Source organism: Neobacillus sp. PS2-9, assembly GCF_030915525.1.
In the GTDB taxonomy this organism is placed as follows: domain Bacteria; phylum Bacillota; class Bacilli; order Bacillales; family Cytobacillaceae; genus Neobacillus.
In genome coordinates, this window is record NZ_CP133269.1 from 3,369,193 (window position 1) to 3,396,126 (window position 26,934).

Here is a 26,934-nt window from a genome sequence, read left to right on the forward strand (position 1 = left end):
TAGGTCCTTTCTTTTCATAAAGCATAATTATCATTGTTCTAATTCTTTGCCAAACTTTCGTGATCAGTGGCAGAGGGAGGTTGTTCCATCCATCCCTTTTCTATTAATAAATTTATACCATCTTCAGCAATTACGGCAATTTCGGTATTCATTCGTGCGTAATCTGCCGTTAAGTCTCTTCTTTGTCCCATTGATAATGCCTCACTATAATAAGCAATGGCTGCAGAAAGCAGTGTCGCTATATGAAATAGCATAAGTTTATCTGAAAAGGGTGGAACTGTTGAATCTGTTACCTCTGTTTCAAATAACTTTGGAACATGAAGATTCTCCTCTTTTAACATTGAACTTAGAATATCAAAGTGTTTAATACAAAGCTTACGAGCACGTTCCATATAATCTCGTACATCTTTAGATTGACAAACTTGACTGAATCCTAACTCCAATACCATTTTCACCATTGTTTTCTGCATATTAAGATGCACACCACTGATTTCAATTGCGTTAATAGGTCTACGTTTCCCGAACCAACCAGTTAAATAATTTTGCTTCCTAACAAAATCAATCTTTTGTTGATTGTTTAAAGTAGGAGGTTTGTTAATAATTCCCTTATTTAAGGAAACACTAGTTACCCTATCATATAGTTCCAATGTTTGCGAAGTACATTCAATAAAGTATTTTCTTACATCCTCTCGTATACAAACACTAGTGGCACCAGCATATCTCGTCAAACCGTGAATTGTCATAATATGTAAATAAACAATCTTAAATGTATCAGTAAATAAACTAGGAGCGTCTACTGTGACATCTTCGTCTGTAAAGCCTATTGGAATTGGAAGATTTTCTAAGGATAAGAATTGCTTCGTTTTTTCTAAATGAGTTTCTGATAATTTTAAGGCAAATTCCAGTAAATTGCGAATATCTTCATCCTTTACATCATGTAACATATAGCGAAGAATACATCGTGACAAACTGTCATTAACATATTGTGACCAAATGACAGCAATTTCTGATGCATTAATTTTAGTATGGTGATTAACTTGTTCCATTTTATCATCCCTCCTAGCAATTACAGATTAGGATAACCATTTACATTAATTTTATTTGGTAAATGTTCCTGGCAAGATAATAGAAGCAGAAGTTAAATAGGGAATTCATACCGTTTGAGATTCCCTATTTAACTTTCTAAAAAACATACTCCAAATAAATTTTTATCATTTTAATTTGTTATTTCGGAAACTAGTGAGATCTCTCAACACGAGCACTTAAAATGTCTTCTGTTGTGATTTCAAGTAATTTCTCCAGGAACCTTATTGTTCCTATTATATTTTCCTCCGTTTTAACGTTTTCCATTTTCTTATCAGCTATCAAATCATTAAGAACTTTTCTGAAAGCATTGCTTTTTATTAGCCACTCTCCAATCAGTTCCTTTGTTGCAGATCTTTCAAATTCATTTTTCACAGCAAATAAACTTTCTCTATTTGTTTCTATTATAGTAATAGCATTTAAATCAGAATTCATACGCATCTTAAAATATCTCTTTTCACTATTATAATAATTTTCATTTCTTAACCGAAAATACTCTACACCTATAGTGATTTCGTAATAAGAAGCTGTCTCTGTAACATATTGAATGTCTTTCACTTCAACATTTTTCAATAGATCTAGATAAGTTTCTATACCATACTGAGTATTTATCATTTTTGCATCCAATACATTCATGAACTTCACATCCTTTTCTACCATCATATTCATTGTTTTCATTGCCATTTCACAAATAATGCGCTATTTTTCTTCACCTATTTTTATTGACTCTTTTTCTATTGGCTCTGTTAAACGCGCCTGTTGATTTCCGCTCCAGGCACTTCGCTTTCCGTGGGTGTTTCGGCGAGCCTCCTCGGCGCTAGCGCCTGCGGGGTCTCCCCTGAACCATACTCCCACAGGAGTCTTCGCGCCTTCCGCTCCAATCAACAGGGTGTATAAATCAACACTGTACTTTAACACAGCTTTTCTATTAAATGTGACAGATGTAATTCTGTTAGTTTTTTTCAACAACATGTCCACCAAATTCGTTTCTTAATGCAGCTACAACTTTACCTGTAAAAGTATCGCTGTCTAATGAACGGTAACGCATCAAAAGAGACATTGCGATAACAGGAGTGGCTGCTTGTAAATCTAAAGCTGTTTCAACTGTCCATTTCCCTTCACCAGAAGAGTGCATAATCCCTTTAATTTCATCTAGCTTTGCATCTTTTGAAAATGCACGTTCAGTCAACTCCATGAGCCATGAACGAATAACTGAGCCGTTATTCCACACTCTAGCCACTTTTTCGTAGTCAAAATCGAACTTGCTTTTTTCTAACACCTCGAATCCTTCACCAATCGCTGCCATCATACCGTATTCAATTCCATTGTGAACCATTTTTAAGAAATGACCACTCCCTGCTTTACCAGCATAGATAAATCCGTTTTCGACAGCTGTATCCTTGAAAATAGGTTCCACGATGCTCCAGGCTTCAGGGTCTCCACCAATCATATAACATGCTCCATTACGAGCACCTTCCATTCCACCAGAAGTACCGGCATCCATAAAGTGAATTCCTACTTCCTTTAGCTGGTTATATCGGCGAATGGATTCCTTATAGTGAGAATTTCCAGCTTCAATTACGATATCTCCAGTGCCTAATAATGGTGTCATTTCATCAATTACTGAATCTACCACAGCATGCGGAACCATAATCCATACAACTCTTGGTTTTTCTAATGATTCAACAAGTTCTTTTAAATCAGATGTACCTTTAGCACCGTATTTCTTTATTTCTTCAACGGCACTTCCATTTACATCGAAAGCTACTACTTCGTGCTTGTTATCAATTAAATTTTGACCTAAGTTTAATCCCATTTTTCCTAAACCAATTAATCCAACTTTCATGTTCATTTCCTCCTTAATAATCTAAAAATATTCTTCATCTTTTATTACTACCACCATTTATATCCTTCCTCTGCCAATAATTGATGGGAAGCATCTGGTCCCATTGACCCGGATGGATATAATTGAAGGGGAATTGTATTTTCCTCAAAAGCCTCTAAGATAGGCTGTACCCATTTCCAAGACAACTCCACTTCTTTCCAATGTGCAAAGAATGTAGAGTCGCCACGCATTGCATCGTAAATTAAAAGCTCATACGCTTCAGGAACATCTGCTTGCTTAGCAGAAAAATCAACATTGACTGGTTCGATTTTTCCATTGTTTAATGGGTTTTTACTATTTAATTGTAATGAAACACTTTCGTTTGGATTGATTTCAATCACTAAAAGATTTGGCGCAGTTTCATCTTCTTGAGTCCTATACAAATCCTTTAAAGTATTTTTGAATTCAATCACAATTCGGGTGGATTTCTCTGTCATTCTTTTTCCTGTACGGATATAGAAAGGAACCCCTCTCCAAAAATCATCATCCACATATAAACGGGCAGCCACAAATGTGTCATTTAAAGAAGAAGGAGCAACTTCAGGTTCTCCTGTATACCCAACAACTTGTTTACCTTGGATTTCACCAGGACCATATTGACCTCGAATCACATGATTCACCACATCCTCTTTCTTTAATGGACGAAGTGATTCTATTACTTTTCTCTTTTCATTGCGGATCTCTTCTGCATTAATTTGTTTTGGCAGCTGCATTGCTGTCATCATCAAGATTTGCAGCATATGATTTTGAAACATGTCGCGAATAGCCCCAGCTTGATCATAATAACCAGCTCTCTCTTCAACCCCAACTGTTTCGCTTGCAGTAATTTGCACATTTGCAATGTATTGGTTGTTCCATAATGCTTGAAGCACTGGATTTGCAAATCCTAAAGCTTCCAGGTTTTGTACCATCGGCTTTCCAAGATAGTGGTCGATGCGAAAAATTTCTTCTTCATCAAAAGCTTTACTTAGTTTATCGTTTAATTCTTGAGCTGATTTTAAGTCATGTCCAAACGGTTTTTCGATAATTAGACGTTTCCAACCTTTAGTAGAACCTAGACCACTCTCTTTAATGTTGAAAGCAATCACATTAAAAAACTCTGGAGCAACAGATAGGTAGAACATACGATTTTCTGGAATATTCAATTCTTCTTCACGTTGTTTAACGAGTTCAAGTAATCCTTTATATCCTTCAGCCTTGATAGCATCTACATGGCTATACCGAAAGGCACGGATAAACACTTCAAGGTTGGAATCGTCATTTAGTGATCGTCTAGAAAATGTTTTTAAAGAATCTTTCACATGGTTTTGGAAATCAGTATCTGATAAATCTCCTCTGCCCACCCCAATAATTGAGATGGGCAGAGGTAATTTTTGATCCAAAAATAAATTATATAGAGCCGGGAAGATTTTTCTTTTTGCTAAGTCCCCTGTCGCCCCAAATAAGACAAATGTCATTGCCTCCATTTTACATACCTCCAAAAATAAAAATTTTACTTATGCTTTCTTAAAAAACTACTTGATAGCCAACCCCTGGCTTAGCATTTTTTATTTGAACCTGCTTGTACCGTAATAATGATGTCCCTAAAATGCGAATGACCACATTTTGGACAATAACCATTATTCGATGTGAAGGTTAGGCATCTTGAACAAACTTTGTAATGCTTTGCATGTAACCCGAACATACTATTCACCCTTTCAATGTAGTAAACTGAATGCGGAAGATCAGATGACTGACCAATAACCACAGTATTTCGTGAATCCAATGTTGCAACAAGATGTAAGTATAATACCTACATTTTTTCAATGGAAGTACGCACTTTTTATTTAAATAGTGATAAAAAAATAACATAATAACAAAATGTATACTAAAGGAAATAAACTCATCTATTTTTGTGTAAATAAATAAGAAAAGCGCAAGCGCCTTGGTCAGCCCCGAGGGGCTAGGCGCTGGAGCTGGACAATTCTCAAAGTCGAATTTTATACTTTCCTATAAAGTTAAAAAGCCAGGGTGAGCATCCTCTCCCTGGCACCAAAAATATATGTGAAATAAATTTGTTGAGAACAGTATTCATTCAATCCCCCAGCTAGAAATGTCTTTATTAATAAGAGATTTTTATAAACAACATGACAATTTGGGCAATTATCAAGCAACTTATAAGAAAATAGGCCATACGCAATGGTGCATTGTTTCTTTTAAAGTTAATAGTAAGACTATATAAGCGGTTTGTCTTATAGTATACTTTTTAGCACTATGTAAAATAAAAGTGCGTACTTTTATTGTTGTTATATACGTTGTATACTTGCAATTGTTCAGCGAGAGGACATGATATCCCTTATTGCTGGCAGGTACAGATAATGCACTAAAAGGATAATATTACTGTAAAAGTATTATTACCCTTTGGAGACATTATCACTGTACACATATAAAAAAATTATAGGAGTGAATATAGATGGAATTACAATTAGCATTAGATTTAGTCAATATTCCAGAAGCAATTGAGCTGGTAAAAGAAGTAGAGGAACATATTGATATCGTTGAAATCGGTACACCAGTTGTAATTAACGAGGGGCTTCATGCTGTAAATGCAGTTAAAAAAGCATTCCCTAACTTAAAGGTATTAGCAGACCTAAAAATCATGGATGCAGCTGGTTATGAAGTAATGAAAGCTTCTGAAGCAGGTGCAGATATCGTCACAATTCTTGGTACTGCCGAAGATATGTCAATCAAAGGTGCAGTTGAAGAAGCGAAAAAACAAGGTAAAAAAATCCTTGTTGATATGATAGCTGTAAAAGACCTTGCTGGCCGTGCAAAAGAAGTGGACGCTATGGGCGTTGATTATATTTGTGTTCATACTGGCTACGATCTTCAAGCAGTTGGAAAGAACTCTTTTGAAGATTTACAAACAATCAAAGGTGTTGTAAAAAATGCTAAAACTGCAATCGCAGGTGGTATTAAGTTAGACACACTTCCAGAAGTCATCAAAGTACAACCAGACCTGGTCATTGTAGGTGGCGGGATTACAGGACAAGCTGATAAAAAAGCTGCTGCTGCCAAAATGCAACAAATGATTAATCAAGGGTAATTCAGATCATGAATACAACTCAATACCTAGCTGAAATCATAAAAGAGTTAAATCGCTCCGTAGATTTAATTTCGAATGATGAAGCTGAAAAATTAGTTAATGGGATTCTTGAATCAAAAAAAATCTTTGTTGCAGGCGCAGGTAGATCTGGATTTATGGCCAAATCATTTGCCATGCGAATGATGCACATGGGGATAGATGCCTATGTGATTGGCGAAACAGTAACCCCTAACTTTGAAAAAGATGACATCTTAATCATTGGATCAGGTTCAGGAGAAACAAAAGGTTTAGTTTCCATGGCTGAGAAAGCAAAAAGCATCGGTGGGACGATTGCAGCTGTAACGATTTTCCCTGAGTCCACTATTGGACAATTAGCGGATATCACAATTAAGTTGCCTGGCTCACCTAAAGATCAGTCGGAGAGTGATTTTAAGACGATTCAACCAATGGGCTCATTATTTGAGCAAACACTTTTACTATTTTACGACGCTGTGATTCTTCGGTTCATGGAGAAAAAAGGTTTGGATACCAATAAAATGTACGGTAAACACGCGAACTTAGAATAAATATATTATTCCTCGAGTTCTAAATAGGAAAGACCGCAAGCTGTTTCCATGCAAGATTGCGGTCTTTCTGTTAGAATGAACTACTTCAATTTGTAATAATTTTAGGAGTGATAAAATGATTTCTTTAAATGGAAAAACTGCAATAGTTACTGGCGCAGGTAGAGGCATTGGACGTGCTACTGCTATCGCCTTAGCAAAAGAAGGCGTAAATTTAGGCTTAATCGGCTTAAATATGTCTAATCTAGAAAAGGTAGCTGCTGAACTAGCACAATTTGATGTAAAGGTTTCTGCAGCAACAGCAGATGTGACCGATCTTGAATCCGTTACCCATGCTGTTGAACATATCAAATCAGACTTAGGCCCAATTGATATCCTAATTAACAATGCTGGTGTTGCGAAATTTGGTGGGTTCCTTGATCTAACACCAGAAGAATGGGAAAAAATCATTCAAGTCAATTTAATGGGTGTGTATAATGTAACAAGAGCAGTATTACCAGGAATGATCGAAAGAAAATCAGGAGATATCATCAATATCTCTTCATCTGCTGGTCAAAAAGGTGCTCCTGTTACAAGTGCTTACAGTGCTTCGAAATTCGCTGTTTTAGGGTTAACAGAATCGCTTATGCTAGAAGTAAGAAAACATAATGTCCGAGTTACTGCTTTAACACCAAGTACTGTCGTAACAGATTTAGCGATTGATACAAATCTTGTTAAAGGCAATGAAGAAAACGTGATGCACCCAGAAGACCTTGCAGAATTAGTCGTAGCTAGTTTAAAATTTAATCCAAGAGTATTCGTTAAAACAGCTGGATTATGGTCAACAAATCCATCATAAAACAAAGCAGATCCAGTGGGGTCTGCTTCTTTAGTTCGTACAAATACTCTTATATGTATCAGTGATACAAGGACATTACTTTCTCTAAATCAACAATTAACTGGTTCACTTCATTCTGTGCTAAGCGTACAAGCATTTGATCGTATAAAGTAATAATTTGCCCATCCTCTTCATGCTGATGTTTTTTTAAATAATGATAAATATTATTTAACTGGTTTTCATTAAGGACCGACTCTGTTTCGAAATTCTTAACTTTCTGTAAGGAAAATTCATTGATAGTCGAATCAAATTCACCTGCAATAATGTTCCCTTTTACGAACATCCGCTCACTCCTCAAAGTCAGTATAGGATAGTTTTCCCACATAATATGTAAATAAATCTTTACTCCTCTAATTTAAAGAATATGAGGGCTTTTCGAATGTTTGATTTATACCTTATTATCAAAGATTAAAGGCTTCTTTTTTTGTTGTTTTATTAAATGTAATGATAAAAGTGGTTCCTTGATGTAGTTTACTTTTCACATTAATCGTTCCCTTATGGTTATGAATAATTTTATAGCTGACCATTAGGCCTAATCCATTTCCATTTAGTTTGGTGGTGAAAAAGGGTTCTCCCAATCTTTTAACCTGCTCCTCCCCCATTCCCACCCCTTCATCCTTGATTTTTATTACAATATGATGAGCAGTCGAATCAATAGAAACATAGATATTACCACCAGTTGGCATCGCCTCTATGGAATTTTTAATTAAATTTATAAAAACCTGTTTTAACTGATTCTTTTCCCCAAGAAAAACGATATCCTCTGAAGGAACTTCATATTTAATTAGTACATTTTTCAGTAATGCTTCGGGCTCAAGAAAGGTAATCACACTGCCTAAAATATTTTTTACATCGAATTCACTGAAATATACTGAATGAGGTTTAGCAAAAATCATAAATTCATTTACAATAAAACTTATCCTTTCTATTTCATCTAAAATCGTTTCGACAAAATAGGGCACTTTTCCATTTTCAGTAAGGAGTTGTACAAATCCACGAATGGTTGTTAATGGATTTCTGATTTCATGCGCAATGCCTGCAGCCAATTCACCGATCATAGATAACTTTTCAGTTTTACTTAGCGTTTCTTCCGTTGATTTCTTTTCAGTAATGTCATACTGTATACAAATATGTTGATACCTTTCTCCCTTTTCATCAACAAATGGAACAATGGTTGTATCCAGCCAATACTTGGTTCCATCCTTCGCTTTATTAAGAATTTCCCCTTTCCAAGCCTCTCCACATTGAATGGTCTCCCATATATGATTAAAAAAAGAAGGGGGATGAAAGTCGGAGTAGAATATATCATGTTTTTTTCCTATTAGTTCTTCCCTTGCATATTTATATAAATCGCAAAACTTATCATTAACATAAGAAATTCTATCGTCTCGATCGGTAATTGAAAAAATGGTAGCTTCATTTAGGGCTTTCTGCAAATCGGCGAGCTCTCTTAGAGTAATTATCAAATCTTGATTGGACTCATCTAATGCAAATTTGGTGTATGATAACTCCTCATTGTAGCAATTTAGAAGGGTCTTAGAAATAAGCTGGTACAAATTTTCAAGTATTTTAATTGATTCAAAAAAAGTATCTATAGATATGCCATTTTCCCGAAATTCCTGTTCAAGCAAGTCCATAATTGAGCAACGGGTTAGATAAACAAAATTGATAGATTGTTCAAGCGAAAGCCGGGAATGGATTAATTTCCGCCCGAAATCATCTACAAACGTAATTAGATTATTTTTATTCCTTTCATTACTTTTAATAAATAACTCCCCTACATATATAAATAAGGTTACTTCTGAAGCTTGGATCGACACCAGTTGTTTTTGTTGAATACTATATCCATATTTCTCATCAATCAAAGAATTCGGAATCTTGAATTTCCCACTAGATAATTTTTTAATTTTCTTACCAATATATTCAATTTCTTCGCTCATTTCATCCCTCTAAAGTTATTATTTTTTATTTCCAATATTCGACAAACCCCATGTAATTTCCTTCCTCTTTATTATCTATATAATAAAAATTAATCTGTCAGTTAGGAAAAATAGCTTCCTTATCCTTTTATTAATAAGTCCTATTTTTCTGCATAAAGTTAATAAAGGAACAAATCATCATCCACTAAGGGGGGAGTTTATGTTTAAATATTTTTCTTTTAGAAAAAAACAGAAAGAAAATAATATAAACTCTCTTATAGTTTCAAAACTAGAGCAAATAATTGAGCTTCTTGAAAAACAACAAAAGGATAACAATGGAGAGAAAAATTTTCATTTTGAACATGTACAAATTGATTACCTAGAAAACATTGTATTCCGATTAGACAATATTGATATTGACGAGCTAAGTGGAAAATTAATTATTGGGAATAATATTACGAGTAAAAAGGATTGGTCCACAGGAATTGACCTAAATATTAATAAGAAGAAGGCTAAAACCGAAGCTATGTCTGAAACGAGTCCTCCTAATCAAGAAAGTATGGAAAAAACTTCAAATGGGTACCGTTTCCGAAATAAATTCTAAGTAGAATGGTTATTTCCTTTCGATATGTGCAATTTTAATGTCCTGATCATCAATAATCGCATCTATCTGATCTTGGTCATTATTAATATTTAGATTATTTAATAACTGATTTTTGTTTCCGAAAATGCTGCCTTGAGAATAATTTGCCTTTTCATTCGCATCCATTCCTGTTACCTGGCCATCCCCTACAAATAAAGTACTATCTTGCATTGAATTGACCTGTAAATTATTGAGTGAGAGATTAGATGTATGATTTTCATCACAATCATTCTCAAGAGAAATATTTATATCACGATCATCAATAGGTGTATCAATAAAATCAGGATCAATTAATATAGATATATTGTTAAAAAGAAGATTAGATTGTCCGCTTATACTTCCAATAACACTATTATCTTTTCCGTGTGCACTCCAACCGATTGCCTTATTATTTTCGCCTATAAAGATACCAGACTGTCTTTGCATGGTCTGAACCTTAATATCCCCTATAAAATTAAATTGTGAAGATTTTAACATTCTCTATCCACCACATTTTATTTATTTATACAAAATTCTAATCATTCAATGTACCTTATGTTTAGAAAATTAGTATGGTGACATTCGTCTAGCGGCCAATGAATATTCGTGTCAATCGCCCACTTCTTGAATAGACTAATTTTGAAAGGAAAGGAGAAATTGCACATGATCGAAATTACATTTGGGGATATCTTAGTTGCAAACATCAAAACTTCTTCCGGAATTTTCATTGGTAAAAAAAACACACATAAAAATTTCCGTAACATAAGGATCATAAACGAGGGTGTTGGATCCTTGTCTGGAAATGAAAATATACTTAGTAATACTCACTGGGTGAAGCACAAAGAAAATCGGGGTGGTGAATAATTCATGTCTAGTCCAATTTTATCACCCACCTTTCATATCGGTACTATAAGAATCGGAAGTATCGAAGGAGCTTCTTGCTTTAGTATTGGGAACAATTTTATTGAGGACTTTAAAAACAACAAAGAACATAACCAGGGCTTAGGCAATATTCATGGAGATCGCAACAACTTTGCACATTCTAACTCTTCATTAACAAGTAACAAGAATGACTCAATGAAAAGAAAAATGATCGAACTTAAAAAAAAGAATAAAATCAACAAAACTAAACAACAAACCCAATTATGAAAAGGGTTTGTTGTTGTATCCAAACATGATTATAGATTAAAGCAAATCTTGGACCTATAAATTCCCACCAACACTTGGTTTGTAATCTTGATCAAAAATAACCCCATCCATAAACTCAAAGCTATCTGCATTATTGGATATATTCCCTGTTATTGCATTAAGGTAACCATAAATACCCCCAAATCCTAAATTATACTTTCTGTTGGCATCCATTCCAGTAACTATAGATTCACCCACAAAGATTGCTGAACTTGGCTGAGGGGAATTTATATTCATAATTCCTAAATTAATAACTGAAGGCACCTTATTTCCCCCTTTTCTTACTATTCCGTTCCTTTACCATCTTATGTTTTCAAAATTATATCTGTGAGGGAATAACTGAATTGTCCATATTTGCCTCATCTCTCATTAATTTATATTCAAATAATTATCGTTTTACTTCCACTCTATATTTTTCATTCCTTTCTTATTCTATTGTTCTGAGACATGCACGAAAATTCTCCCTATTCATAGTGTGACTATAAGGATGCTATGCAAGGACATTCATATAATGAGGTGAAACGCCATGCCGGTTGTAAAAGCAAGAAGTTCGGATATTGATCTTTTAGCGAGGTTACTTCGAGCGGAAGCTGAAGGAGAAGGAGAAAGGGGTATGCAGCTTGTTGGGAATGTAGGAATTAATCGAATACGTGCAAATTGTTCCGACTTTAAAGGGCTTCGAACAATTCCACAAATGATATACCAGCCTCATGCCTTTGAAGCTGTTCAACATGGCTATTTTTATCAAAGAGCTAGAGAACGAGAAAAACGTTTAGCTCGTCGAGCAGTTGATGGGGAACGGTTTTGGCCAGCAAAATTTAGCTTGTGGTATTTTAAGCCACCAGGTGATTGCCCTCCAACTTGGTATAATCAACCTTTTGTAGGGAAGTTCAAAAATCACTGTTTTTATCAACCTAAAGCAGAGACCTGTGAAAACGTTTATAATACTTTTTAAAATTTAAATTGTATTAAAAAATGCAGTTTAAGATTAAAAAAATAAAAAAACACACCCTCTTTTATGAGAAGTGTATTTTCTTATTATGAAATGGTCTTTAAGCATTCATTTATCTTTAAGCGATTATTAAAATGAATAAGTCTATCTAATTCTGCACCCCTTCTACAACACTGTAAATAATCCTTTTTATGTCTTTTTTCGACTTTCATTCTCACTGAATGATATCTTCTGTGGAACACAAAGTCGAAAAAACGTTGTAATTCACTGTAAATAGAAATGTCTTCCAATCACGGTGATTTATCACTGCCATACTTACTTTTTTAGCCATATCCTTCCAAATATAGTATAACTTAAAATTATCAGTGATTAATGTACCACTTTAAAACAGTCCTTCGAAACTAACATTGCACACAATGTGCTTTTTTTTTGATCCTAAATCAAACCGAGTATATATCAGTTTTATCCACTGATTTATTTGTCTTTTTTTGGTAAAATCGAAAAATCCAAATAGCCGTTGTCAGCCAAAAGCCACTTGCTAAATAACCGCCAATAATATCACTTGGATAATGTACCCCTAAATAAATCCGACTAATTCCGATTCCAAGAATCATGAAAAAACTAAATAGGATAAGAAGACTTCTCCCCCTTTTTCTTGGAACATGACGCCATAAAATAAACACGATCATGGCATAAACAGTAAAAGCATTCATAGCATGACCACTGGGAAAACTGTATCCTCCTTCATCAATTAAAGGATGTAAGTTAGGACGAACCCGATGAAACAATTTCTTTAAAAGGACATTTAGGCAGGATGCGCCTATAAGTGTAGAAATAAACAGAATCAATTCCATTCGATGGTTGACCACTTTATAGATAAAACACAAAAAAAATAGGCCAATTACAAATGGGATTCCTCCAATAAAGGTAAAAAACTTCATTATACATGTCAGAGATGGTGACTCCCAACCTTGGATTGCTGAGATAACCTCGCTGTCAAAGTGTAGGATCATATGCTCGCTTATTAATAAAGACAATAAGCTAAAGCAAATTATACATACTGCACTAATTACAAAAGCAATGACAAGAGGGGATTTTAATTTCATATTTGATTATCCTCTTTTTTTTATTTTTTACACTTTAGGCCATGATTATAATAATGTGAAACACAAATACTCTCTGCCCTAAATAATATAGCACAGTGTACACCCTCGCACTTACAAGGAAGGGTAGGTCAGATTATACTATTTCCTATTGTCTATCCTAGTTTTGGTTAGGTAGATAACCAAACACAAGATTATTACGAGAAAGATCACACTTGTCCCTGTCGTACCCAAACCCAATCCACCGTTATGGCGAGATTGTGACAAGAAGTCACCAAGTGATGCACCAAAAGGACGAGTTAAAATGTAAGCGATCCAAAAGGCTAAAACACCATTTAACTTAAATAAATAGTATGCAATTGTTACCAATGCGATCATTGCTACAAAAATGATTCCAGACTTTAAGTATCCTAGATTCATATCTTCAGATAACAAGTCACCTGCAGCTGTACCTAATGCAAAGGTGAACAGGATCGTCAACCAATAAAACGCTTCTCTCTTGGTCGTAAAGATGGAGTGAATCGATAAAGTTCTCTCACTCGCAAACCAAAAGATAAAGGTCCCAACCAATAAAATGGTGAAGACGATAGTGGACGTAAGAAGTGGAACGCCTAAGTTATCCGTTAGATTATCAGTTACTAGCGTGCCGACCACGCTGATTAGTACCACTACTAGCCAGTAAATCGATGGAACATACCTGTTTGATCTAAACTGGAAAAACAATGTGATGATTAATAGAACTGCCATGACTATAGTCGTTGCTGTCAATCCCCAGTTCAAATTAAAGGTTAGATAATCTGCGGCTGTCTCTCCGACTGTCGTCGCCATTATCTTAATGATCCAAAAGAATATCGTGACTTGAGGAACTTTGTTTAACATCTGTCTGACTATTAATGGGTTTTCAATATTTTTCATTTACCTAATCTCCTTTACATTTCATCAAGCCTAACACAAGTAAACCCTTGGTTGGTTATTAGTTTAAAGACTTCTTTTAATGCATCAATTGTATTCCTTGGGGCATCCTCATTTGCTCCAAGTGTTTCTCCACAATCATGCAGGAGAATAACATCTCCATCTCGTATGTCTCGTAGCAGCCTTTTCGTAATCTTTTCACTACCACCTTTGCATCGCCAGTCCTCAGCCATTACAGACCAAAGGACAATCTTATACCTGGCCATTAGAAGAAAATCAAATATATTCAATAAACCCCATGGAGGTCGGTAGTAGATAGGATTCTTACCAGTAATCTCAGCAATAATTGTTGAACTTTTTTTCAAGTGATGCCTAATCGTCCAAGGAGCCATAACCCAATTAGACCTGTGTACGTAATTATGAATTCCAATTAAATGTCCTTCATTGTGCATTCTTTCTATCAGCTCAGGGTATTTTTCTGCTTTAGAACCAACGACAAAAAAGGTTGCTTTTATATTATTCATTCTTAATAAGTCCAATAGCTGAGGAGTATAGATGGGATTGGGACCATCATCAAATGTAAAAGCAATTTTTTCTGAATGATCCATTCGTTTTGAAACCCCTATGCCTAAACCAGCAGTCATAAGATATGGAATGAACCAGTAGAGTACGAGTATAGATAATACCAGTAGAGTAATCTTAATCATATCTTTCATCTGCCTACTTCAATTTGTCTTAGACACTAACACTCTTTTGTGTAACTCTACTATTCGCTTCTCTTAAAATAACATCAAGAGCATCAAAAGAAGATGTTTTAGTTTGATTGATCCTTGCCTTGAATTTCATTAAGAGTAACGGTATTGAGTTAGATAACATATTTTGGATGTTACTAATTATGTCCTCTTCATTTTTTGCTAAAATGGCCATTCCTGATTTTACTAAGAATTTTGCATTGTCTTCTTCCTGACCGGGAAGCGGTCTATAAATTAATAAAGGCAGTTCCATCGCCATTGCTTCCGTAGTTGTAACTCCGCCAGACTTTGATACCATAAGATCCGAAACCGCCATTAACTCATTAATATCTTCACTAAAACCCAAAATGAGCACCTTATGTTTGGAATTCCTTACTACTGCCTCCAATTGCTTTTGTAATTTCCGATTTCGTCCACAAATAATGATCAATTGGATGGGGGAAGCAAGCTTCTCAAAAGCACGAAAGGTTGAAATTCCTTTTCCGATAAATCCTTCCCCACCACCCATCACAAGTACAGTGAATTGGTTAGGAATTAGTCCATATTTTTCTGCAAGGACATCACGTGGCTCTGTTTGAATAAACTTTTGACGAATAGGAATACCCGTACATTTAATTTTATGCGGATCAATACCTAAGGAAATTAACTTTTCCTTTACCTGATTGGAACCGACGACATATTGGTCCGTGTAAGGATGCAGCCAATAGGAATGGTCTGTATAGTCTGTAATAATGGTTACAACTGGAACATCAATAAAGCCTTGTTCTTTTAATTTCGACATAATTCCCGCAGCAAGCGGATAAGTGCTAACCACAACTTTAGGATTCATTGTTTGTAAGATTTCAAGCAACGAGCTCATCCCTCTTGAAAATAGAGCATTTAGTTTGGCAGAGAAAGTACTTCTTGCATGCGTCTTCCGATAAAGAAAGCTATACAGTTGAGGAAACTTATTAATCACTTTTTTATAACAATAATTGCTTACAGGATAAAGATATGGATGCAGCCACTGCATAATATCTAAAATAATCGGTTCAACATTTGGAAGACTAAAATCTACCGCCTCACTAATCGCATTAGCTACCTGCTTATGCCCATCACCATATGTGGCTGACAGTATCAGAATTTTATCCTTGTCTGTGTAGTTCATACCTGATCATACTCCCTATAATTAGTTAATAACTAACCTAATTTATATAGTTTCAAATGAATAGATAGATTCTTAACTCTTTTTTACGAGATTCAACCTATTTACAATTAAACTTTCAAAGTTATGATAGATTCTAATTAGAAACATCATAAGCTTGTTAAACTTTACCCATCTTTTTGCAAGGTAATTTATTGTTAAGGCACAACTTGTCCCAATAATCATGCCGGCAATAACATCTAATGGATAATGGACCCCGGTCCAGACACGTGAAAGAGCAATACCAGCAGCTAAAATCAACCAAACCCATCCGTCGCGTTTCCTCCAAATCCAAATCCCTGTCGCTATAACAAATGCGGCAGTCGCATGATCACTTGGAAAAGATGCATTCTTGACATGAGGGATGAGCCAATTGACATGATGTGCAACAAACGGGCGGTCGCGATAAAAAAACATTCCAATTAGCATGTTAAGTCCTAAGGCGATACAAGCTGCGAAACTGGCCTCAACTATCATTCTTCGATTTTTGGACTTTTGAAAAAACCAGTAAAATAAAATACCTGCAAAAAACAAATACTCTGCCCTTTCAGCCAAGAATTCCATTAACGGATTCAAAAACTTATCGTTAACAGCCAGATGATTAATCGATTGAAAAATAGAATAATCTAATTGTGATAACATGATGAACCTCCTAAAAATTATCTTTTAAATCTATACCCCGCTCCCCAAACTGTTTCAATGAATTGAGGATTAGACGGGTCTGTTTCAATTTTTTCACGAATTTTACGAATGTGGACAGTCACGGTGGAAATATCCCCTAGTGAATCAAATCCCCATAAGCGTTCAAATAGTTGCTCTTTATTAAATACTTGGTTCGGATGAAGCGCCAAAAAAGTTAGTACATCAAACTCTTTAGTCGTAAAAATTACTTCATGGTTGTTAACAAATACTCTCCTTGAAGCCTGATCGATTCTTAAACCAAGAATTATAATTTCATTTTGAACATCCTTACCTTTGAGCCGTTCATAACGAGAAAGATGAGCCTTTACTCTTGCAACCAGTTCAGATGGACTAAATGGTTTAACAATATAATCATCCGCACCTAATCCCAATCCACGAATTTTATCAACATTCTGTTTTTTCGCAGAAACCATAAGAACTGGAATGTCCTTCTCAGTCCGGATTGTCTTACAAATTTGAAAGCCATCCACACCAGGAAGCATAAGGTCAAGTAATACTAAATCAAACTCTTCTTTTAATGCTTTGTTTAATCCATCCTGACCTGTCAGTGCAATTTCAACAAAAAAACCGTCTATTTCTAAATAATCCCTCTCCAGTTCTGCAATGCTCTTATCATCTTCTACTATTAAGATCCTTTTCACTTTCAACACCTGCTTTATCTAATGTAAATAGAATCGTTGTTCCCTGTCCTTTCTTACTTTCAGCCCAAATGCGTCCATGGTGTTCTTCAATAATACGTTTTGCAATGGATAAACCAAGACCACTCCCACCTTTTTCTGTCCCCCTTGCTTTATCCTCTCGGTAGAATCGATTAAAGATAACCGGTAGATTTCCTTCCGCTATTCCTGGTCCGTTGTCTTCGATTTCAAATTGGATCTTTGTGTCTTTCGTTGAAAGGTGAAAGGATAGCTTTCTGGCTTCCTTATCGTTATATTTCAAAGAATTGTCAACAATATTGGTAATGACACGCTTTAAGTGTTCACGATCTCCCAGTATTAAATAATCACTATTTCCCTCTATTTTTAAGTCCACATATACACTCAGTTCCTCCACTTCAAATCGGAGCTCTTCTACAAAATCCTGTAGAAAATGATCAAAATTGATTTTTTCGAAATGAAAAGGAAGGCGTTGTAAGTCTAACTTTGAATATAAAAAAAGTTCGTCAATCATATGATCCAAATCGATTGATTTCGAATAAATCGTCTGAAGGTAACGATCTATCTTTTCAGGGCTATTAGCGACGCCATCGCGAATCCCTTCCACATATCCTTTTATCGTTGTAATTGGTGTTTTAAGATCATGTGAAATATTTGCTATTAATTCTCTCCTGTTTTCTTCGTAAGCTACTTGCTTTTCAATCGATTCCTTTAACTTGGTTCTCATCTCATCAAAACCTTGGGCCAACTGACCTAACTCATCTTTAGACAATGGCGTTATGGGATCATTAAGGTTTCCTTCCTTCATTTCTTTTGCGGCTTTTTGCAATTGTCTAATCGGCACTAGAATGCTTCTTGAAACATAATAAGTAAGCAGTCCATTTGTAATAATTAAGATTATGATTAACCCAATAAATAAAGCAGGGAAAAATGAGCGTACAAATTTAGAAAAGCTACTTGCATCAGTCACTAAAAATAATGACCCCTCAGTATTATCAGGATAAATAAAATCAATTTTTTTAATTGAAACTACTTGATGGTCAATTTCTTCAACAGGGTCCACATCACCAAACACCCCAAAAATAGGAAGATCATCTTTATTTAAATGTTTAAGTGAATCCGATTGATAAATAACATCTATTCCCTTTCTAAGGATGATACCCGTTCCACCTTCTTTAATGAATTGGCTGTCAAACTGCTTTAAAAATTTCTTATCAGAAAATCGTCCAGGGTTCTTCAAAACGTTCCGATGTAAATCAATATATAATTGATCGTTTTTTGAGATATCATGTTGATGTTCAGGAGGTAAATAGATGTTTTTTAGCTCCTTAATATCCCCTCTAAAAAGGAGAGCTACTAATAGGGCGGAAACAACAACAAAGAATATTGGAACAAGTATCATAGCAAGATAGGATAAAACAAGTCTAAAACGAATCGACATTTTCACCTCACTGCTTTCTATTTAAATTGCTTGTGTAAGCTTAGAGTAACCAAGCGGTTAGAATAAATAACAAAAAGCACTATTCTTCCTCTCAAGAATAAACATCCACCCTAAACATACTATTAAGGAATTATTAAATATTTATTAAATAGTTTCATTTACTTTAGTGCTCTCTTGATATTTAGATTGGCTTTATATTGTTAAGGGAGTGTTCATAGCTTGTTCACGATTTATTCATATTCATTAAGTATGATGGGTTTGACCTTCAGATGGATTAATAAATTAGGAGTGTAAATATGAAAAAATTGATTCTTACAGGATTGATCATAAGCGCATTGGGGTTATCAGCATGCACTAGTAGTAATAGTACTGTAGTGAAGTCTGATGCGGGGAACATTTCACAGGATGAATTATATCAAGCAATGAAAAGCAAGTATGGGACACAAACTCTTCAACAATTACTTGTGGAAAAAGTCCTTTCAAAGGAGTATAGCGTTTCTAAATCAGATATCGATGCAGAAGTAAAAAAATCTAAAGAACAGCTTGGTGATCAATTTCTCCCAACCCTACAGCAATATGGCTATAAAACTGAGGATGATTTCCGAAAAAGTGTAAAACTAAATCTGCTAGAGAAAAAAGCGGTGCATAAAACGGTTAAGGTGACGGATAAAGAGTTGCAAGATGCCTACGCTGCCTATAAGCCAGATATTCAAGCACGTCATATTTTAGTAGAAGATGAAAAAACAGCAAATGATATTGAAGCTAAACTTAAAAAAGGCGAGAAGTTTGAAGATTTGGCAAAACAATCTTCCAAGGATACTGCGAGTGCTACAAAAGGCGGAGATCTCGGATGGTTCGGCTCTGGCGTGATGGACCCTGATTTTGAAAAAGCAGCATTTGCCTTAAAACAAAACGAAATTAGTGCTCCGGTCAAAACACAATTTGGCTATCACATCATTCAAGTGACAGGAATAAAAGAAAAACAATCTTTTGATAAGATGAAAGATACCATGACAGATCAAGTAAAAGACTCAAAGGTTACTCAAGATATGATAATGAAAGTACTAAAAGCTGAATTTAAAAAGGCAAACATAAAAATTTCAGATAAAGATCTAAAGAGTGCTGCGGAGTTTACCTCACCAGCAGCTACAACAAATTCATAAAGAATTACTGATCAAAAAAAGCCATTTGTGGAAATTAATTTTCACAAATGGCTTTTTCTATTTACATCCATTTTTGATTTTTCAACAAATAATAAATTCCTTTTTTAAAAAATTGAATAGAATTAAACAAAAGCGATTTTACATCATCGTGGAGGAGTAAAAAGGGGATGGAAATTGGAATCTACACATTAGCAGATTTAAACCCAAATCCACAAACAGGCAGAACGATTAGTTTTAAGCAACGAATAGATGAAATTATTAAAGCTGCAAAAATGGCGGATGATGCTGGACTTGATCTATTTGGTGTGGGAGAACATCACCGTTTGGATTATGCAGTGTCCACACCCGCTGTCGTCTTATCAGCGATTTCCCAAGTCACTAAACAAATTAAGTTAACAAGTGCTACTACCGTGTTAAACACCATCGACCCTGTACGATTATTTGAAGATTTTGCAACTCTTGATTTACTTTCAGATGGACGTGCTGAAATTATTGCTAGCCGCGGGGCTTTTTTAGATTCCTTCCCACTATTCGGATATGATCCAAAGAATTATGACGAATTATTTGAAGAACACTTGAAGCTTTTATTACACTTAAACGCGAACGAAAAAGTTACCTGGAATGGTCGCTACCGCTCATCATTAAAGGATGCAGAAATTTCACCACGTCCTGTTCAACAAAAAATCCCAATATGGGCAGGTGTCGGAAGCTCCCTTGAAAGTGCAGAACGAGCAGGTAGATTTGGTATTGGATTAGCAATAGTCATGCTAGGTGGGAATCCAAGCGAATATAAGCCGCTTGTTGACTTATACCGAATAAGTTCTGATCAAGCTGGTCACCCAATTGAAAACATGAAAGTGGGTGTTACGGGACACGCTTATATTTCAAAAACGAGCCAGCAGGCAATTAAAGAATTTTATCCGTATCATTCTACTTATTGGGCTCACCTTAATCGGCAACAGGGTGTCAAAAAGACTTTTTCAAAAGAAGACTTTAACCAGATGGCTGGCAAAGAAACAGCCCTTTTTGTTGGAAGTTCTCAACAGATCATTGAAAAAGTATTGACCCAGTACGAGCTATTTGGTCACCAACGTTTCATTGCGCAAATGGATATCGGCGGGATGCCCTTTAAAAAAGTCGCCGAAAACATTGAACGATTGGCAACAGAAGTCGCACCTGTTATACGTAAGGAAACTAGACAATAAGGGATTGCTACTAAAAAACAAAGGCACCCATTATGGATGCCTTTATTACTATTAATCTTTTCTAATTAGTAGTGAACAGCACTCAACGTGCACAGTATGCGGGAATAAATCAACCGGCTGAACAATCTTTAATTCGTATCCGAAAGGCTCCAGTTCCTTGATATCAGTAGCAAACGTGTCAGGATTACAAGAGATATACACAATTCGTTCTGGTTTCGCTCGTCCAATCTTCCTCATCACTTTACCACCAGCACCTGAGCGCGGAGGATCTACCACTAATAATTCTGGATGACCAAAGCTCTCCAGTACTTCATCAATACCATTTCTCGCGTCCTTGGCTAAAAAGTAGGTATTCGTTAATCCGTTATCCAATGCGTTGCGTTTTGCGGATTCGATGGAGCTCTCCACAATTTCAATCCCTGCCAGTTTTTCTACTCTACTGGCAAAAGGAAGAGAAAACGTACCCACACCACAGAAAAGATCAATCATTTTTTCCGTTTTCTTTGGTTCGCCCATTTCGATGGCTAAGTCCACCAATTTTTGCGCTTGGGTTGGATTTGTTTGGAAGAACGTATCAAACCATAGACGGAAACGATAGCCATCCATTTCATCGTAAATAAAATCTCGTCCAGCTAAAACATGAGTTTTTTCTGATTGTGTACGGTCAGCCCAGTCTGTATTTTCAAGCAATAACAAGCTTTTAACTTGTGGAAACTTCTGTCCGATCCTTTTCACTAAATCAGCAGCCGCCTGCTCTAAATGAACTTCCGGTCCCTCTGTTGCAAAAAGAGCGAGCATGATTTCACCAGTAGCAAAAGATTGTCTCACCATTAAATGACGCAGCAATCCTTCATGTAAATCTTTGTTATATCCTGTTAATTGGTGGTCCCTAACCCATGCGGCTACTTCCATCGCAGCTTCAACCATTTCCTTACCCGCAATCAAACATGATTCGAGTGAAATGATTTTTCGGAAGTTTCCTTGCTCATGCAGCCCAAGTGACCCATCAGGAGCAAACGTAAATTCCATTTTATTTCGATATTGCCAAGGTTCGTCCATACCCATCGTGTCTTGAACGAGGTCCGGATTAAAGCCTTGAGCTTCAATTGCCTGTTTTACATGTAGCGTCTTTTGCATTAGTTGGCCGCTATAATCCCAATGCTGCCATACGCATCCCCCACATCTTTCAAAATGCGGACATGGCGCAGTTGTTCTTTCTGGATTCGCCTCAAGGATTTCTTCCGGCATTGCTTTTCTTCGTCTTCGATCCGGCTGGTCAACTATGACACGCACCTTTTCTCCTGGAAGTGTTTGCGGAATAGTAAGCTTTAACTTTCGTTTATTTCCCATCTCATTTTCAAGCCATTGAACCGCTTGACCAGAGCCTTTTTCATCTAATTTATCTATTTCAACTAGCATTTCTTTTGCTGTAGTACCAGTCAATTTTTCTTCCTCCCAAATTACCTTTCTTACTCTAATTAAATATCTATTATGACATAAGTTTATCATTTTATTAATCCTCTTTTACAAATAATAAAACCACCAAATTCTATTTTTTGGTGGTTTTAGCGTTTATTACATTGTTTTTAAAGAAGTGCATTTACCAAGATTTACTCCTTCATCCCGGCAGATAAATTAGCCCCTTTGATAAAGTAGCTCTGGAACAGAAAGAAAATAAGAATAATAGGAATCAGAACCATGACTGACATGGCCATCAAATAATTCCATTGAGTCTGAATACTGCCTTTAAAAGTTTGAAGACCCAGTTGCAGGGTATAAAGCTTTTCATCGCTAAGATACAATAACGGTGTTAAAAGGTCATTCCATGCTCCTGTAAAAGAAAAAATCCCAACTGTTAGTAACGCTGGCTTAACAAGCGGCATTACAATGGACCACCAAATGCGGAAATGGCTTGCACCATCCATGAATGCCGCTTCGATGATTTCATTCGGTACTGTCATCATAAATTGTCGTATCAAAAAAATATTAAAAGCACTTCCTAAAAAAGCAGGTACAATTAACGGTAGATACGTATTGACCCATCCTAATTTTGAAAATAGTATGTATTGTGGGATCAAGGTCACAAATCCAGGTATAATCATGGTCGAAAGAACAAGAACAAAAAGCGCGTTCCTTCCTTTAAAACTAACCTTTGCAAACCCGTAAGCAACAAAAGAGTTGATTAAAACGTTCCCTACCGTGCTGGCAACGGCAATTAGTAAGGTGTTCATACTCCATCTTGTAAAATCTCCCGTCTTCCACGCCTCTATATAATTGGAAAAATGGAATTGCTTCGGGAAAAAAGACGGTGGAAACTGCAAAATCTCCTGTGTTGATTTTAAGGAAGTGGAAATCATCCACCAAAGTGGTGTCAATAGTACGAAGCTCCCTAATAGTAGAATAAGGAATACAACCAAATTCTTACTGTTCCATTCCTTCTTACGATAAATTTTTAATTCTCTTGAATCTCTCATTTCCCATCTCCCCCCTCATAGTAAACCCACTTCTTTCCTGCTTTTAAATTCAGTACGGTTAATACCATGATGATGATAAATAGGAACCAAGCCATGGCGGATGCATATCCCATATCAAAGGACTTAAACGCATTGTTCCACATGTGAAGATTATAGAAGAGCATAGAATTGGCCGGACCGCCCGTGCCATTTTGGGTCATCACATAAGCTTCCTGGAAAATTTGAAAGGATCCAATCGTACTGGTAATCACATCAAAGAATATAATGGGCGTTATTAACGGAAGGGTGATATGAAAAAACTTTTGGAAACTGTTGGCCCCTTCTAATTCAGCAGATTCATACAAGGAGGGTGAGATCCCCTGCATTCTGCCAAGATATAATAACATCCCGCCGCCCACACTCCACATTTTCATTAAAATTAGTGCGGGTTTTGTCCATTTTGGATCAAAAAGCCAGTTAGGTCCATCGATTCCAAACATATGTAAGAATTGGTTAACTAATCCCGTTGAAGGGCTTAACAGCTGCATCCATAAAAAGTAGACCGCTACACCCGATAGTATAGCCGGAAGATAAAAAATGGTCCGAAAAACTTTTATTCCTTTAATTTTTTGATTCATTAAAACTGCTGCAAAAATCGCCCCTGCTGTAGTTAAAGGAACAGAAAAAATAACATAATAGACCGTATTCCACAGAGAAGTCCAAAACATATCATCTAAGGTGAACATCCTCTTGTAATTATCCAGACCGATAAAATTCATTTTGGAGGTAATATTATAATCTGTAAAGCTGGCATATAGAGCAAATAACAAGGGCCCTGCTGTTAAACCGACAAAGCCAACCAGCCATGGAAAAATAAATACATATCCCGTAATGTTCCTTTTCCACTTTGATTGGGAAGCAGTTGGGAGAATTGCCGCTTTGGAAGCCTTTTCGGTAAATTGGATTTTTGGTAATGTGGTATCGATTTGCTTCATTATTGCTTTATCCTTCCTCTCTTATAAGCGGAAGAGAAGCACGATGGCTTCTCTTCTCACCTATTATTTCTTCATTTTCCCCACATCTTTTGCCGCCTTTTCTAAAGCTTCCAAAGGAGAACGTTTGCCTTGAGTTGCAGACTCCACTAAAGGATTGATTCGGTTTTGATAGTCTGGATAATGTGTGGGAACCGGTGACATCGTTGTGTATGGTAAAGCGTTCACTGCCTCTTGATAGACGATTTTGGAATCACCCGTTAACCCCTTCAATGCACCTTCTGCTCCCTTGATATTAGCAACGTTATCATAATTCTTTTCAGCCCAATATTTTTGTGCTTTTTCACCTGTCAAGTACTTAATAAATTCCATCGCTTCTTTCGGATGCTTGGCACCTTTAGGAACTTCCGCCACAAATCCACCTCCATCACTCCAATGCTTACTCTCCTTATCAAAAGATGGGATTGGAGCTACACCAAAATTCATCTTCGTACCTGAGTCACGGATCTGGGTAAAGAATGTTGCTACATCCGTAAACATTGCAACCTTTCCTGCGATAAACGGATTGGCTTGTCCATTACTAAATTCGGCCTGGTAATTTTGGATTGTTTTATCGCCGTACTTCTTTTGCCAATCTGCCAGCCATTGTAGTGCCTTTACCTTATTAGGGGTATTAATTTTTAACTTACCATTTTCAATGTAGCCATTTCCGTTATCCGCATTTTTCAGCCAACTTGGTGCCCCAAAGCCGCCAAACAAAGGATAAAATCCAATTCTAGTGAATTGACCATCTTGCTTTTTATCCAGCTGCTGGGCATATTCCTCTAGCTCTTTCCACGTTTGGGGAGGTTTATTTGGATCTAATCCAGCCTCTTTGAAAGCATCCTTATTATAGAAAAGCAATCTAGTATCCGTGGTGAACGGAACAGCGTATGGCTTCCCTTTATATAAAACGGTGTTCCATAAATTCGGGTAAAATTGTTTTTTGAAGGTATCATCTTTTATGTACTGAGATAAATCTTCTGCTTGATTGTTTTCTGCGCGCTGTGCCACACTGTTTATATCATTGATGACCACATCTGCAGGGTTTCCTGCTGCTACTGCGGCAAGATTTTTGGTCCAAATATCTCCCCATGGGATAAATGTATGTTTTACAATAATTCGATCTTGGGATTGATTAAAATCATTGACGATTTTTTCAATAACCGGTCTTCTTGTTTCTGAGCCCCAGAAGGTCCAAAAGTTTACTACCACCTTCTCTTTTGCCTCGGCTGTATCTGTTTTACTAGCACAACCTGATAGAATCGATGATAAAATGAAGATTCCTGCTAATAACAAACTACTAAACCTATTTTTCATTCGTTCAAGCCTCCTAGATGTGTTTTATTTTTTATAAAAACAAACTTATTACATTAGGAGGAATACCCAGGTATTGGTCAAATAAACCTGCTTGTTGTCAAAATAGGAATAAGGTACGAGGGTGCTTAAGGTGAGGAAGTGAATCGTGGTAGTTTCCTAAGGAGAATTACCTATCTCAAGAAGAGGTGTTTCGGAAAAATTCATATTCAGACTTTTGATGTCTTGAAACATATTTATTATTAGTAACCCAAAAACGCCATGGATAGTCCCGGGCTTCACCAGAGTTGTCAATTCCAATCCTTTTTCCAGCCGAAATGCTTTCTGGACTGTAGCCTTTGGCAATATATAACGGGGTAATCGTTAGACGGTGCCCATAGTCCTCCATTGAAATACCCATTGATTTTGTCAGTTTTCCAGGGCCGTTTGTCAGACTGTTCAGATCGTCAAGTCCTCTTCGGATTTTCATAATCTCAATTCCGTACAGAGGCTCCAGTGCCCGAACCAAAACGGCTTCAGGTTTTTCTTCACCTCCGCTGACAACATTAATGAGGCAATGTGTATGCATTAAATAAGTATAGGCAAGTCCGGAACGTTGAAACATGACCTCTGTTCTTGCAGTCCGTTTGTTGTTATAACTGTGTGCCGCCCTGTCATCAGGACCGATGTAAGCTTCTGTTTCCACAATGTATCCAGCCGTAATACCCTCATTCGTTTCTTTTACAAGAATGCACCCTAGCAATGCCTTTGCCAATTCAAGAGTAGGCTGTTCAAAAAATGAATCAGGTAACGGAATAAAGTTATTTGAAAAATCCTCCAATTGATTTACCTCCATTCTCTAT

Annotated in this window: 30 protein-coding genes; 9 read left to right on the top strand and 21 right to left on the bottom strand. The window is 36.2% G+C overall.

The genetic code is table 11. The annotated features are described in order from the left end of the window. Positions 1 to 38: 38 nt before the first annotated feature. From RCG25_RS16955 to zwf, 5 genes are all read right to left on the bottom strand, one after another. A complete protein-coding gene (locus tag RCG25_RS16955; RefSeq protein WP_308079999.1) occupies positions 39 to 1,046 on the bottom strand; it encodes a DUF3231 family protein in 1,008 nt (335 codons plus the stop codon). A gap of 190 nt (positions 1,047 to 1,236) precedes the next feature. After that, on the bottom strand, positions 1,237 to 1,719 hold the full coding sequence (locus RCG25_RS16960; protein WP_308080000.1) for a hypothetical protein: 483 nt from the start codon (positions 1,717 to 1,719) through the stop codon (positions 1,237 to 1,239). A 63-nt stretch (positions 1,720 to 1,782) separates the two neighbouring features. After that, positions 1,783 to 2,049 carry a hypothetical protein gene (locus RCG25_RS16965; protein WP_308080001.1) on the bottom strand — a complete coding sequence of 89 codons (267 nt, stop codon included), beginning with the start codon at positions 2,047 to 2,049 and terminating at the stop codon, positions 1,783 to 1,785. Further along, positions 2,036 to 2,929: a phosphogluconate dehydrogenase (NAD(+)-dependent, decarboxylating) gene (gene gnd, locus RCG25_RS16970; protein WP_308080002.1), complete on the bottom strand. Its 894-nt coding sequence runs from the start codon at positions 2,927 to 2,929 to the stop codon at positions 2,036 to 2,038. Before gnd ends, RCG25_RS16965 begins: the two co-directional genes overlap by 14 nt. A gap of 47 nt (positions 2,930 to 2,976) precedes the next feature. Beyond that, positions 2,977 to 4,434 (bottom strand): glucose-6-phosphate dehydrogenase, encoded by a 1,458-nt coding sequence (gene zwf / locus RCG25_RS16975; protein WP_308080003.1) that lies wholly within the window; start codon positions 4,432 to 4,434, stop codon positions 2,977 to 2,979. Between the two features lie 986 nt (positions 4,435 to 5,420). On the opposite strand from zwf, the gene hxlA reads away from it, so the two are divergent. From hxlA to RCG25_RS16990, 3 genes are all read left to right on the top strand, one after another. Continuing rightward, positions 5,421 to 6,053: a 3-hexulose-6-phosphate synthase gene (gene hxlA, locus RCG25_RS16980; RefSeq protein ID WP_308080004.1), complete on the top strand. Its 633-nt coding sequence runs from the start codon at positions 5,421 to 5,423 to the stop codon at positions 6,051 to 6,053. An 8-nt stretch (positions 6,054 to 6,061) separates the two neighbouring features. Beyond that, the gene (gene hxlB / locus RCG25_RS16985) at positions 6,062 to 6,619 is read left to right on the top strand and encodes a 6-phospho-3-hexuloisomerase (protein WP_308080005.1); all 558 of its coding nucleotides are present in this window, start codon (positions 6,062 to 6,064) and stop codon (positions 6,617 to 6,619) included. 115 nt (positions 6,620 to 6,734) lie between these two features. Next, entirely contained in the window at positions 6,735 to 7,454 is a 720-nt protein-coding gene (locus RCG25_RS16990; protein ID WP_308080006.1) for a 3-ketoacyl-ACP reductase, read from the top strand. A gap of 58 nt (positions 7,455 to 7,512) precedes the next feature. Here RCG25_RS16990 and RCG25_RS16995 read toward each other — a convergent pair whose 3' ends face one another. Together RCG25_RS16995 and RCG25_RS17000 are read right to left on the bottom strand one after the other, a co-directional pair. Beyond that, a complete protein-coding gene (locus tag RCG25_RS16995) occupies positions 7,513 to 7,776 on the bottom strand; it encodes a hypothetical protein (RefSeq protein WP_308080007.1) in 264 nt (87 codons plus the stop codon). Between the two features lie 118 nt (positions 7,777 to 7,894). Next, positions 7,895 to 9,433 (bottom strand): ATP-binding protein, encoded by a 1,539-nt coding sequence (locus tag RCG25_RS17000; protein WP_308080008.1) that lies wholly within the window; start codon positions 9,431 to 9,433, stop codon positions 7,895 to 7,897. A gap of 199 nt (positions 9,434 to 9,632) precedes the next feature. Between RCG25_RS17000 and RCG25_RS17005 the strand changes: the two genes are divergently transcribed. Continuing rightward, the gene (locus tag RCG25_RS17005) at positions 9,633 to 10,016 is read left to right on the top strand and encodes a hypothetical protein (RefSeq protein WP_308080009.1); all 384 of its coding nucleotides are present in this window, start codon (positions 9,633 to 9,635) and stop codon (positions 10,014 to 10,016) included. A 9-nt stretch (positions 10,017 to 10,025) separates the two neighbouring features. Here RCG25_RS17005 and RCG25_RS17010 read toward each other — a convergent pair whose 3' ends face one another. Beyond that, positions 10,026 to 10,532, bottom strand: coding sequence for a hypothetical protein (locus RCG25_RS17010; protein WP_308080010.1), 507 nt, complete (start codon positions 10,530 to 10,532; stop codon positions 10,026 to 10,028). Between the two features lie 165 nt (positions 10,533 to 10,697). Here RCG25_RS17010 and RCG25_RS17015 point away from each other — a divergent pair, with 165 nt between their 5' ends. Continuing rightward, positions 10,698 to 10,898 (top strand): hypothetical protein, encoded by a 201-nt coding sequence (locus tag RCG25_RS17015; RefSeq protein ID WP_308080011.1) that lies wholly within the window; start codon positions 10,698 to 10,700, stop codon positions 10,896 to 10,898. A 3-nt stretch (positions 10,899 to 10,901) separates the two neighbouring features. Further along, positions 10,902 to 11,183 (top strand): hypothetical protein, encoded by a 282-nt coding sequence (locus RCG25_RS17020; RefSeq protein WP_308080012.1) that lies wholly within the window; start codon positions 10,902 to 10,904, stop codon positions 11,181 to 11,183. A 54-nt stretch (positions 11,184 to 11,237) separates the two neighbouring features. On the opposite strand, the gene RCG25_RS17025 is transcribed toward RCG25_RS17020, so the two are convergent. Further along, positions 11,238 to 11,486 carry a hypothetical protein gene (locus RCG25_RS17025; protein WP_308080013.1) on the bottom strand — a complete coding sequence of 83 codons (249 nt, stop codon included), beginning with the start codon at positions 11,484 to 11,486 and terminating at the stop codon, positions 11,238 to 11,240. A gap of 262 nt (positions 11,487 to 11,748) precedes the next feature. Here RCG25_RS17025 and RCG25_RS17030 point away from each other — a divergent pair, with 262 nt between their 5' ends. Continuing rightward, a complete protein-coding gene (locus RCG25_RS17030) occupies positions 11,749 to 12,177 on the top strand; it encodes a cell wall hydrolase (RefSeq protein ID WP_308080014.1) in 429 nt (142 codons plus the stop codon). Between the two features lie 437 nt (positions 12,178 to 12,614). Here RCG25_RS17030 and RCG25_RS17035 read toward each other — a convergent pair whose 3' ends face one another. The 7 genes from RCG25_RS17035 to RCG25_RS17065 form a co-directional block, all read right to left on the bottom strand. Further along, a complete protein-coding gene (locus tag RCG25_RS17035; RefSeq protein WP_308080015.1) occupies positions 12,615 to 13,280 on the bottom strand; it encodes a phosphatase PAP2 family protein in 666 nt (221 codons plus the stop codon). 138 nt (positions 13,281 to 13,418) lie between these two features. After that, complete coding sequence (locus RCG25_RS17040) at positions 13,419 to 14,192, bottom strand: COG4705 family protein (RefSeq protein WP_308080016.1); 774 nt, start codon at positions 14,190 to 14,192, stop codon at positions 13,419 to 13,421. A 14-nt stretch (positions 14,193 to 14,206) separates the two neighbouring features. Next, a complete protein-coding gene (locus RCG25_RS17045; protein ID WP_308080017.1) occupies positions 14,207 to 14,905 on the bottom strand; it encodes a polysaccharide deacetylase family protein in 699 nt (232 codons plus the stop codon). 19 nt (positions 14,906 to 14,924) lie between these two features. Continuing rightward, the gene (locus RCG25_RS17050; protein ID WP_308080018.1) at positions 14,925 to 16,088 is read right to left on the bottom strand and encodes an MGDG synthase family glycosyltransferase; all 1,164 of its coding nucleotides are present in this window, start codon (positions 16,086 to 16,088) and stop codon (positions 14,925 to 14,927) included. Between the two features lie 72 nt (positions 16,089 to 16,160). Next, on the bottom strand, positions 16,161 to 16,766 hold the full coding sequence (locus tag RCG25_RS17055; RefSeq protein WP_308080019.1) for an undecaprenyl-diphosphatase: 606 nt from the start codon (positions 16,764 to 16,766) through the stop codon (positions 16,161 to 16,163). Between the two features lie 17 nt (positions 16,767 to 16,783). Next, entirely contained in the window at positions 16,784 to 17,476 is a 693-nt protein-coding gene (locus RCG25_RS17060) for a response regulator transcription factor (RefSeq protein WP_308080020.1), read from the bottom strand. Continuing rightward, positions 17,439 to 18,923, bottom strand: coding sequence for a sensor histidine kinase (locus RCG25_RS17065; protein WP_308080021.1), 1,485 nt, complete (start codon positions 18,921 to 18,923; stop codon positions 17,439 to 17,441). Before RCG25_RS17065 ends, RCG25_RS17060 begins: the two co-directional genes overlap by 38 nt. A gap of 296 nt (positions 18,924 to 19,219) precedes the next feature. Between RCG25_RS17065 and RCG25_RS17070 the strand changes: the two genes are divergently transcribed. Together RCG25_RS17070 and RCG25_RS17075 are read left to right on the top strand one after the other, a co-directional pair. Beyond that, positions 19,220 to 20,086, top strand: coding sequence for a peptidylprolyl isomerase (locus RCG25_RS17070; RefSeq protein WP_308080022.1), 867 nt, complete (start codon positions 19,220 to 19,222; stop codon positions 20,084 to 20,086). A 167-nt stretch (positions 20,087 to 20,253) separates the two neighbouring features. Then, complete coding sequence (locus RCG25_RS17075) at positions 20,254 to 21,291, top strand: LLM class flavin-dependent oxidoreductase (RefSeq protein WP_308080023.1); 1,038 nt, start codon at positions 20,254 to 20,256, stop codon at positions 21,289 to 21,291. A gap of 51 nt (positions 21,292 to 21,342) precedes the next feature. Here the strand turns inward: RCG25_RS17075 and rlmD are convergent, their stop codons facing one another. From rlmD to RCG25_RS17100, 5 genes are all read right to left on the bottom strand, one after another. Continuing rightward, positions 21,343 to 22,710 carry a 23S rRNA (uracil(1939)-C(5))-methyltransferase RlmD gene (gene rlmD / locus RCG25_RS17080; protein WP_308084209.1) on the bottom strand — a complete coding sequence of 456 codons (1,368 nt, stop codon included), beginning with the start codon at positions 22,708 to 22,710 and terminating at the stop codon, positions 21,343 to 21,345. A gap of 191 nt (positions 22,711 to 22,901) precedes the next feature. Beyond that, positions 22,902 to 23,765 carry a carbohydrate ABC transporter permease gene (locus tag RCG25_RS17085; RefSeq protein ID WP_308080024.1) on the bottom strand — a complete coding sequence of 288 codons (864 nt, stop codon included), beginning with the start codon at positions 23,763 to 23,765 and terminating at the stop codon, positions 22,902 to 22,904. Beyond that, positions 23,762 to 24,739 carry a carbohydrate ABC transporter permease gene (locus tag RCG25_RS17090; protein ID WP_308080025.1) on the bottom strand — a complete coding sequence of 326 codons (978 nt, stop codon included), beginning with the start codon at positions 24,737 to 24,739 and terminating at the stop codon, positions 23,762 to 23,764. The genes RCG25_RS17085 and RCG25_RS17090 overlap by 4 nt, the downstream gene beginning before the upstream one ends. A gap of 63 nt (positions 24,740 to 24,802) precedes the next feature. Further along, positions 24,803 to 26,095, bottom strand: coding sequence for an ABC transporter substrate-binding protein (locus tag RCG25_RS17095; protein ID WP_308080026.1), 1,293 nt, complete (start codon positions 26,093 to 26,095; stop codon positions 24,803 to 24,805). A 175-nt stretch (positions 26,096 to 26,270) separates the two neighbouring features. After that, positions 26,271 to 26,927 carry a DNA-3-methyladenine glycosylase gene (locus tag RCG25_RS17100; RefSeq protein ID WP_308080027.1) on the bottom strand — a complete coding sequence of 219 codons (657 nt, stop codon included), beginning with the start codon at positions 26,925 to 26,927 and terminating at the stop codon, positions 26,271 to 26,273. Positions 26,928 to 26,934 lie beyond the last annotated feature (7 nt).

Bases quoted from the DNA above. Each gene is read 5' to 3' on its own strand.
- RCG25_RS16955 (WP_308079999.1), bottom strand. From the start codon at position 1,046: ATGGAACAAGTTAATCACCATACTAAAATTAATGCATCAGAAATTGCT.
- RCG25_RS16960 (WP_308080000.1), bottom strand. From the start codon at position 1,719: ATGAATGTATTGGATGCAAAAATGATAAATACTCAGTATGGTATAGAA.
- gnd (WP_308080002.1), bottom strand. From the start codon at position 2,929: ATGAAAGTTGGATTAATTGGTTTAGGAAAAATGGGATTAAACTTAGGT.
- zwf (WP_308080003.1), bottom strand. From the start codon at position 4,434: ATGGAGGCAATGACATTTGTCTTATTTGGGGCGACAGGGGACTTAGCA.
- hxlA (WP_308080004.1), top strand. From the start codon at position 5,421: ATGGAATTACAATTAGCATTAGATTTAGTCAATATTCCAGAAGCAATT.
- hxlB (WP_308080005.1), top strand. From the start codon at position 6,062: ATGAATACAACTCAATACCTAGCTGAAATCATAAAAGAGTTAAATCGC.
- RCG25_RS16990 (WP_308080006.1), top strand. From the start codon at position 6,735: ATGATTTCTTTAAATGGAAAAACTGCAATAGTTACTGGCGCAGGTAGA.
- RCG25_RS16995 (WP_308080007.1), bottom strand. From the start codon at position 7,776: ATGTTCGTAAAAGGGAACATTATTGCAGGTGAATTTGATTCGACTATC.
- RCG25_RS17000 (WP_308080008.1), bottom strand. From the start codon at position 9,433: ATGAGCGAAGAAATTGAATATATTGGTAAGAAAATTAAAAAATTATCT.
- RCG25_RS17005 (WP_308080009.1), top strand. From the start codon at position 9,633: ATGTTTAAATATTTTTCTTTTAGAAAAAAACAGAAAGAAAATAATATA.
- RCG25_RS17010 (WP_308080010.1), bottom strand. From the start codon at position 10,532: ATGTTAAAATCTTCACAATTTAATTTTATAGGGGATATTAAGGTTCAG.
- RCG25_RS17015 (WP_308080011.1), top strand. From the start codon at position 10,698: ATGATCGAAATTACATTTGGGGATATCTTAGTTGCAAACATCAAAACT.
- RCG25_RS17020 (WP_308080012.1), top strand. From the start codon at position 10,902: ATGTCTAGTCCAATTTTATCACCCACCTTTCATATCGGTACTATAAGA.
- RCG25_RS17030 (WP_308080014.1), top strand. From the start codon at position 11,749: ATGCCGGTTGTAAAAGCAAGAAGTTCGGATATTGATCTTTTAGCGAGG.
- RCG25_RS17035 (WP_308080015.1), bottom strand. From the start codon at position 13,280: ATGAAATTAAAATCCCCTCTTGTCATTGCTTTTGTAATTAGTGCAGTA.
- RCG25_RS17040 (WP_308080016.1), bottom strand. From the start codon at position 14,192: ATGAAAAATATTGAAAACCCATTAATAGTCAGACAGATGTTAAACAAA.
- RCG25_RS17045 (WP_308080017.1), bottom strand. From the start codon at position 14,905: ATGAAAGATATGATTAAGATTACTCTACTGGTATTATCTATACTCGTA.
- RCG25_RS17050 (WP_308080018.1), bottom strand. From the start codon at position 16,088: ATGAACTACACAGACAAGGATAAAATTCTGATACTGTCAGCCACATAT.
- RCG25_RS17055 (WP_308080019.1), bottom strand. From the start codon at position 16,766: ATGTTATCACAATTAGATTATTCTATTTTTCAATCGATTAATCATCTG.
- RCG25_RS17065 (WP_308080021.1), bottom strand. From the start codon at position 18,923: ATGTCGATTCGTTTTAGACTTGTTTTATCCTATCTTGCTATGATACTT.
- RCG25_RS17070 (WP_308080022.1), top strand. From the start codon at position 19,220: ATGAAAAAATTGATTCTTACAGGATTGATCATAAGCGCATTGGGGTTA.
- RCG25_RS17075 (WP_308080023.1), top strand. From the start codon at position 20,254: ATGGAAATTGGAATCTACACATTAGCAGATTTAAACCCAAATCCACAA.
- rlmD (WP_308084209.1), bottom strand. From the start codon at position 22,710: ATGCTAGTTGAAATAGATAAATTAGATGAAAAAGGCTCTGGTCAAGCG.
- RCG25_RS17085 (WP_308080024.1), bottom strand. From the start codon at position 23,765: ATGAGAGATTCAAGAGAATTAAAAATTTATCGTAAGAAGGAATGGAAC.
- RCG25_RS17090 (WP_308080025.1), bottom strand. From the start codon at position 24,739: ATGAAGCAAATCGATACCACATTACCAAAAATCCAATTTACCGAAAAG.
- RCG25_RS17095 (WP_308080026.1), bottom strand. From the start codon at position 26,095: ATGAAAAATAGGTTTAGTAGTTTGTTATTAGCAGGAATCTTCATTTTA.
- RCG25_RS17100 (WP_308080027.1), bottom strand. From the start codon at position 26,927: ATGGAGGTAAATCAATTGGAGGATTTTTCAAATAACTTTATTCCGTTA.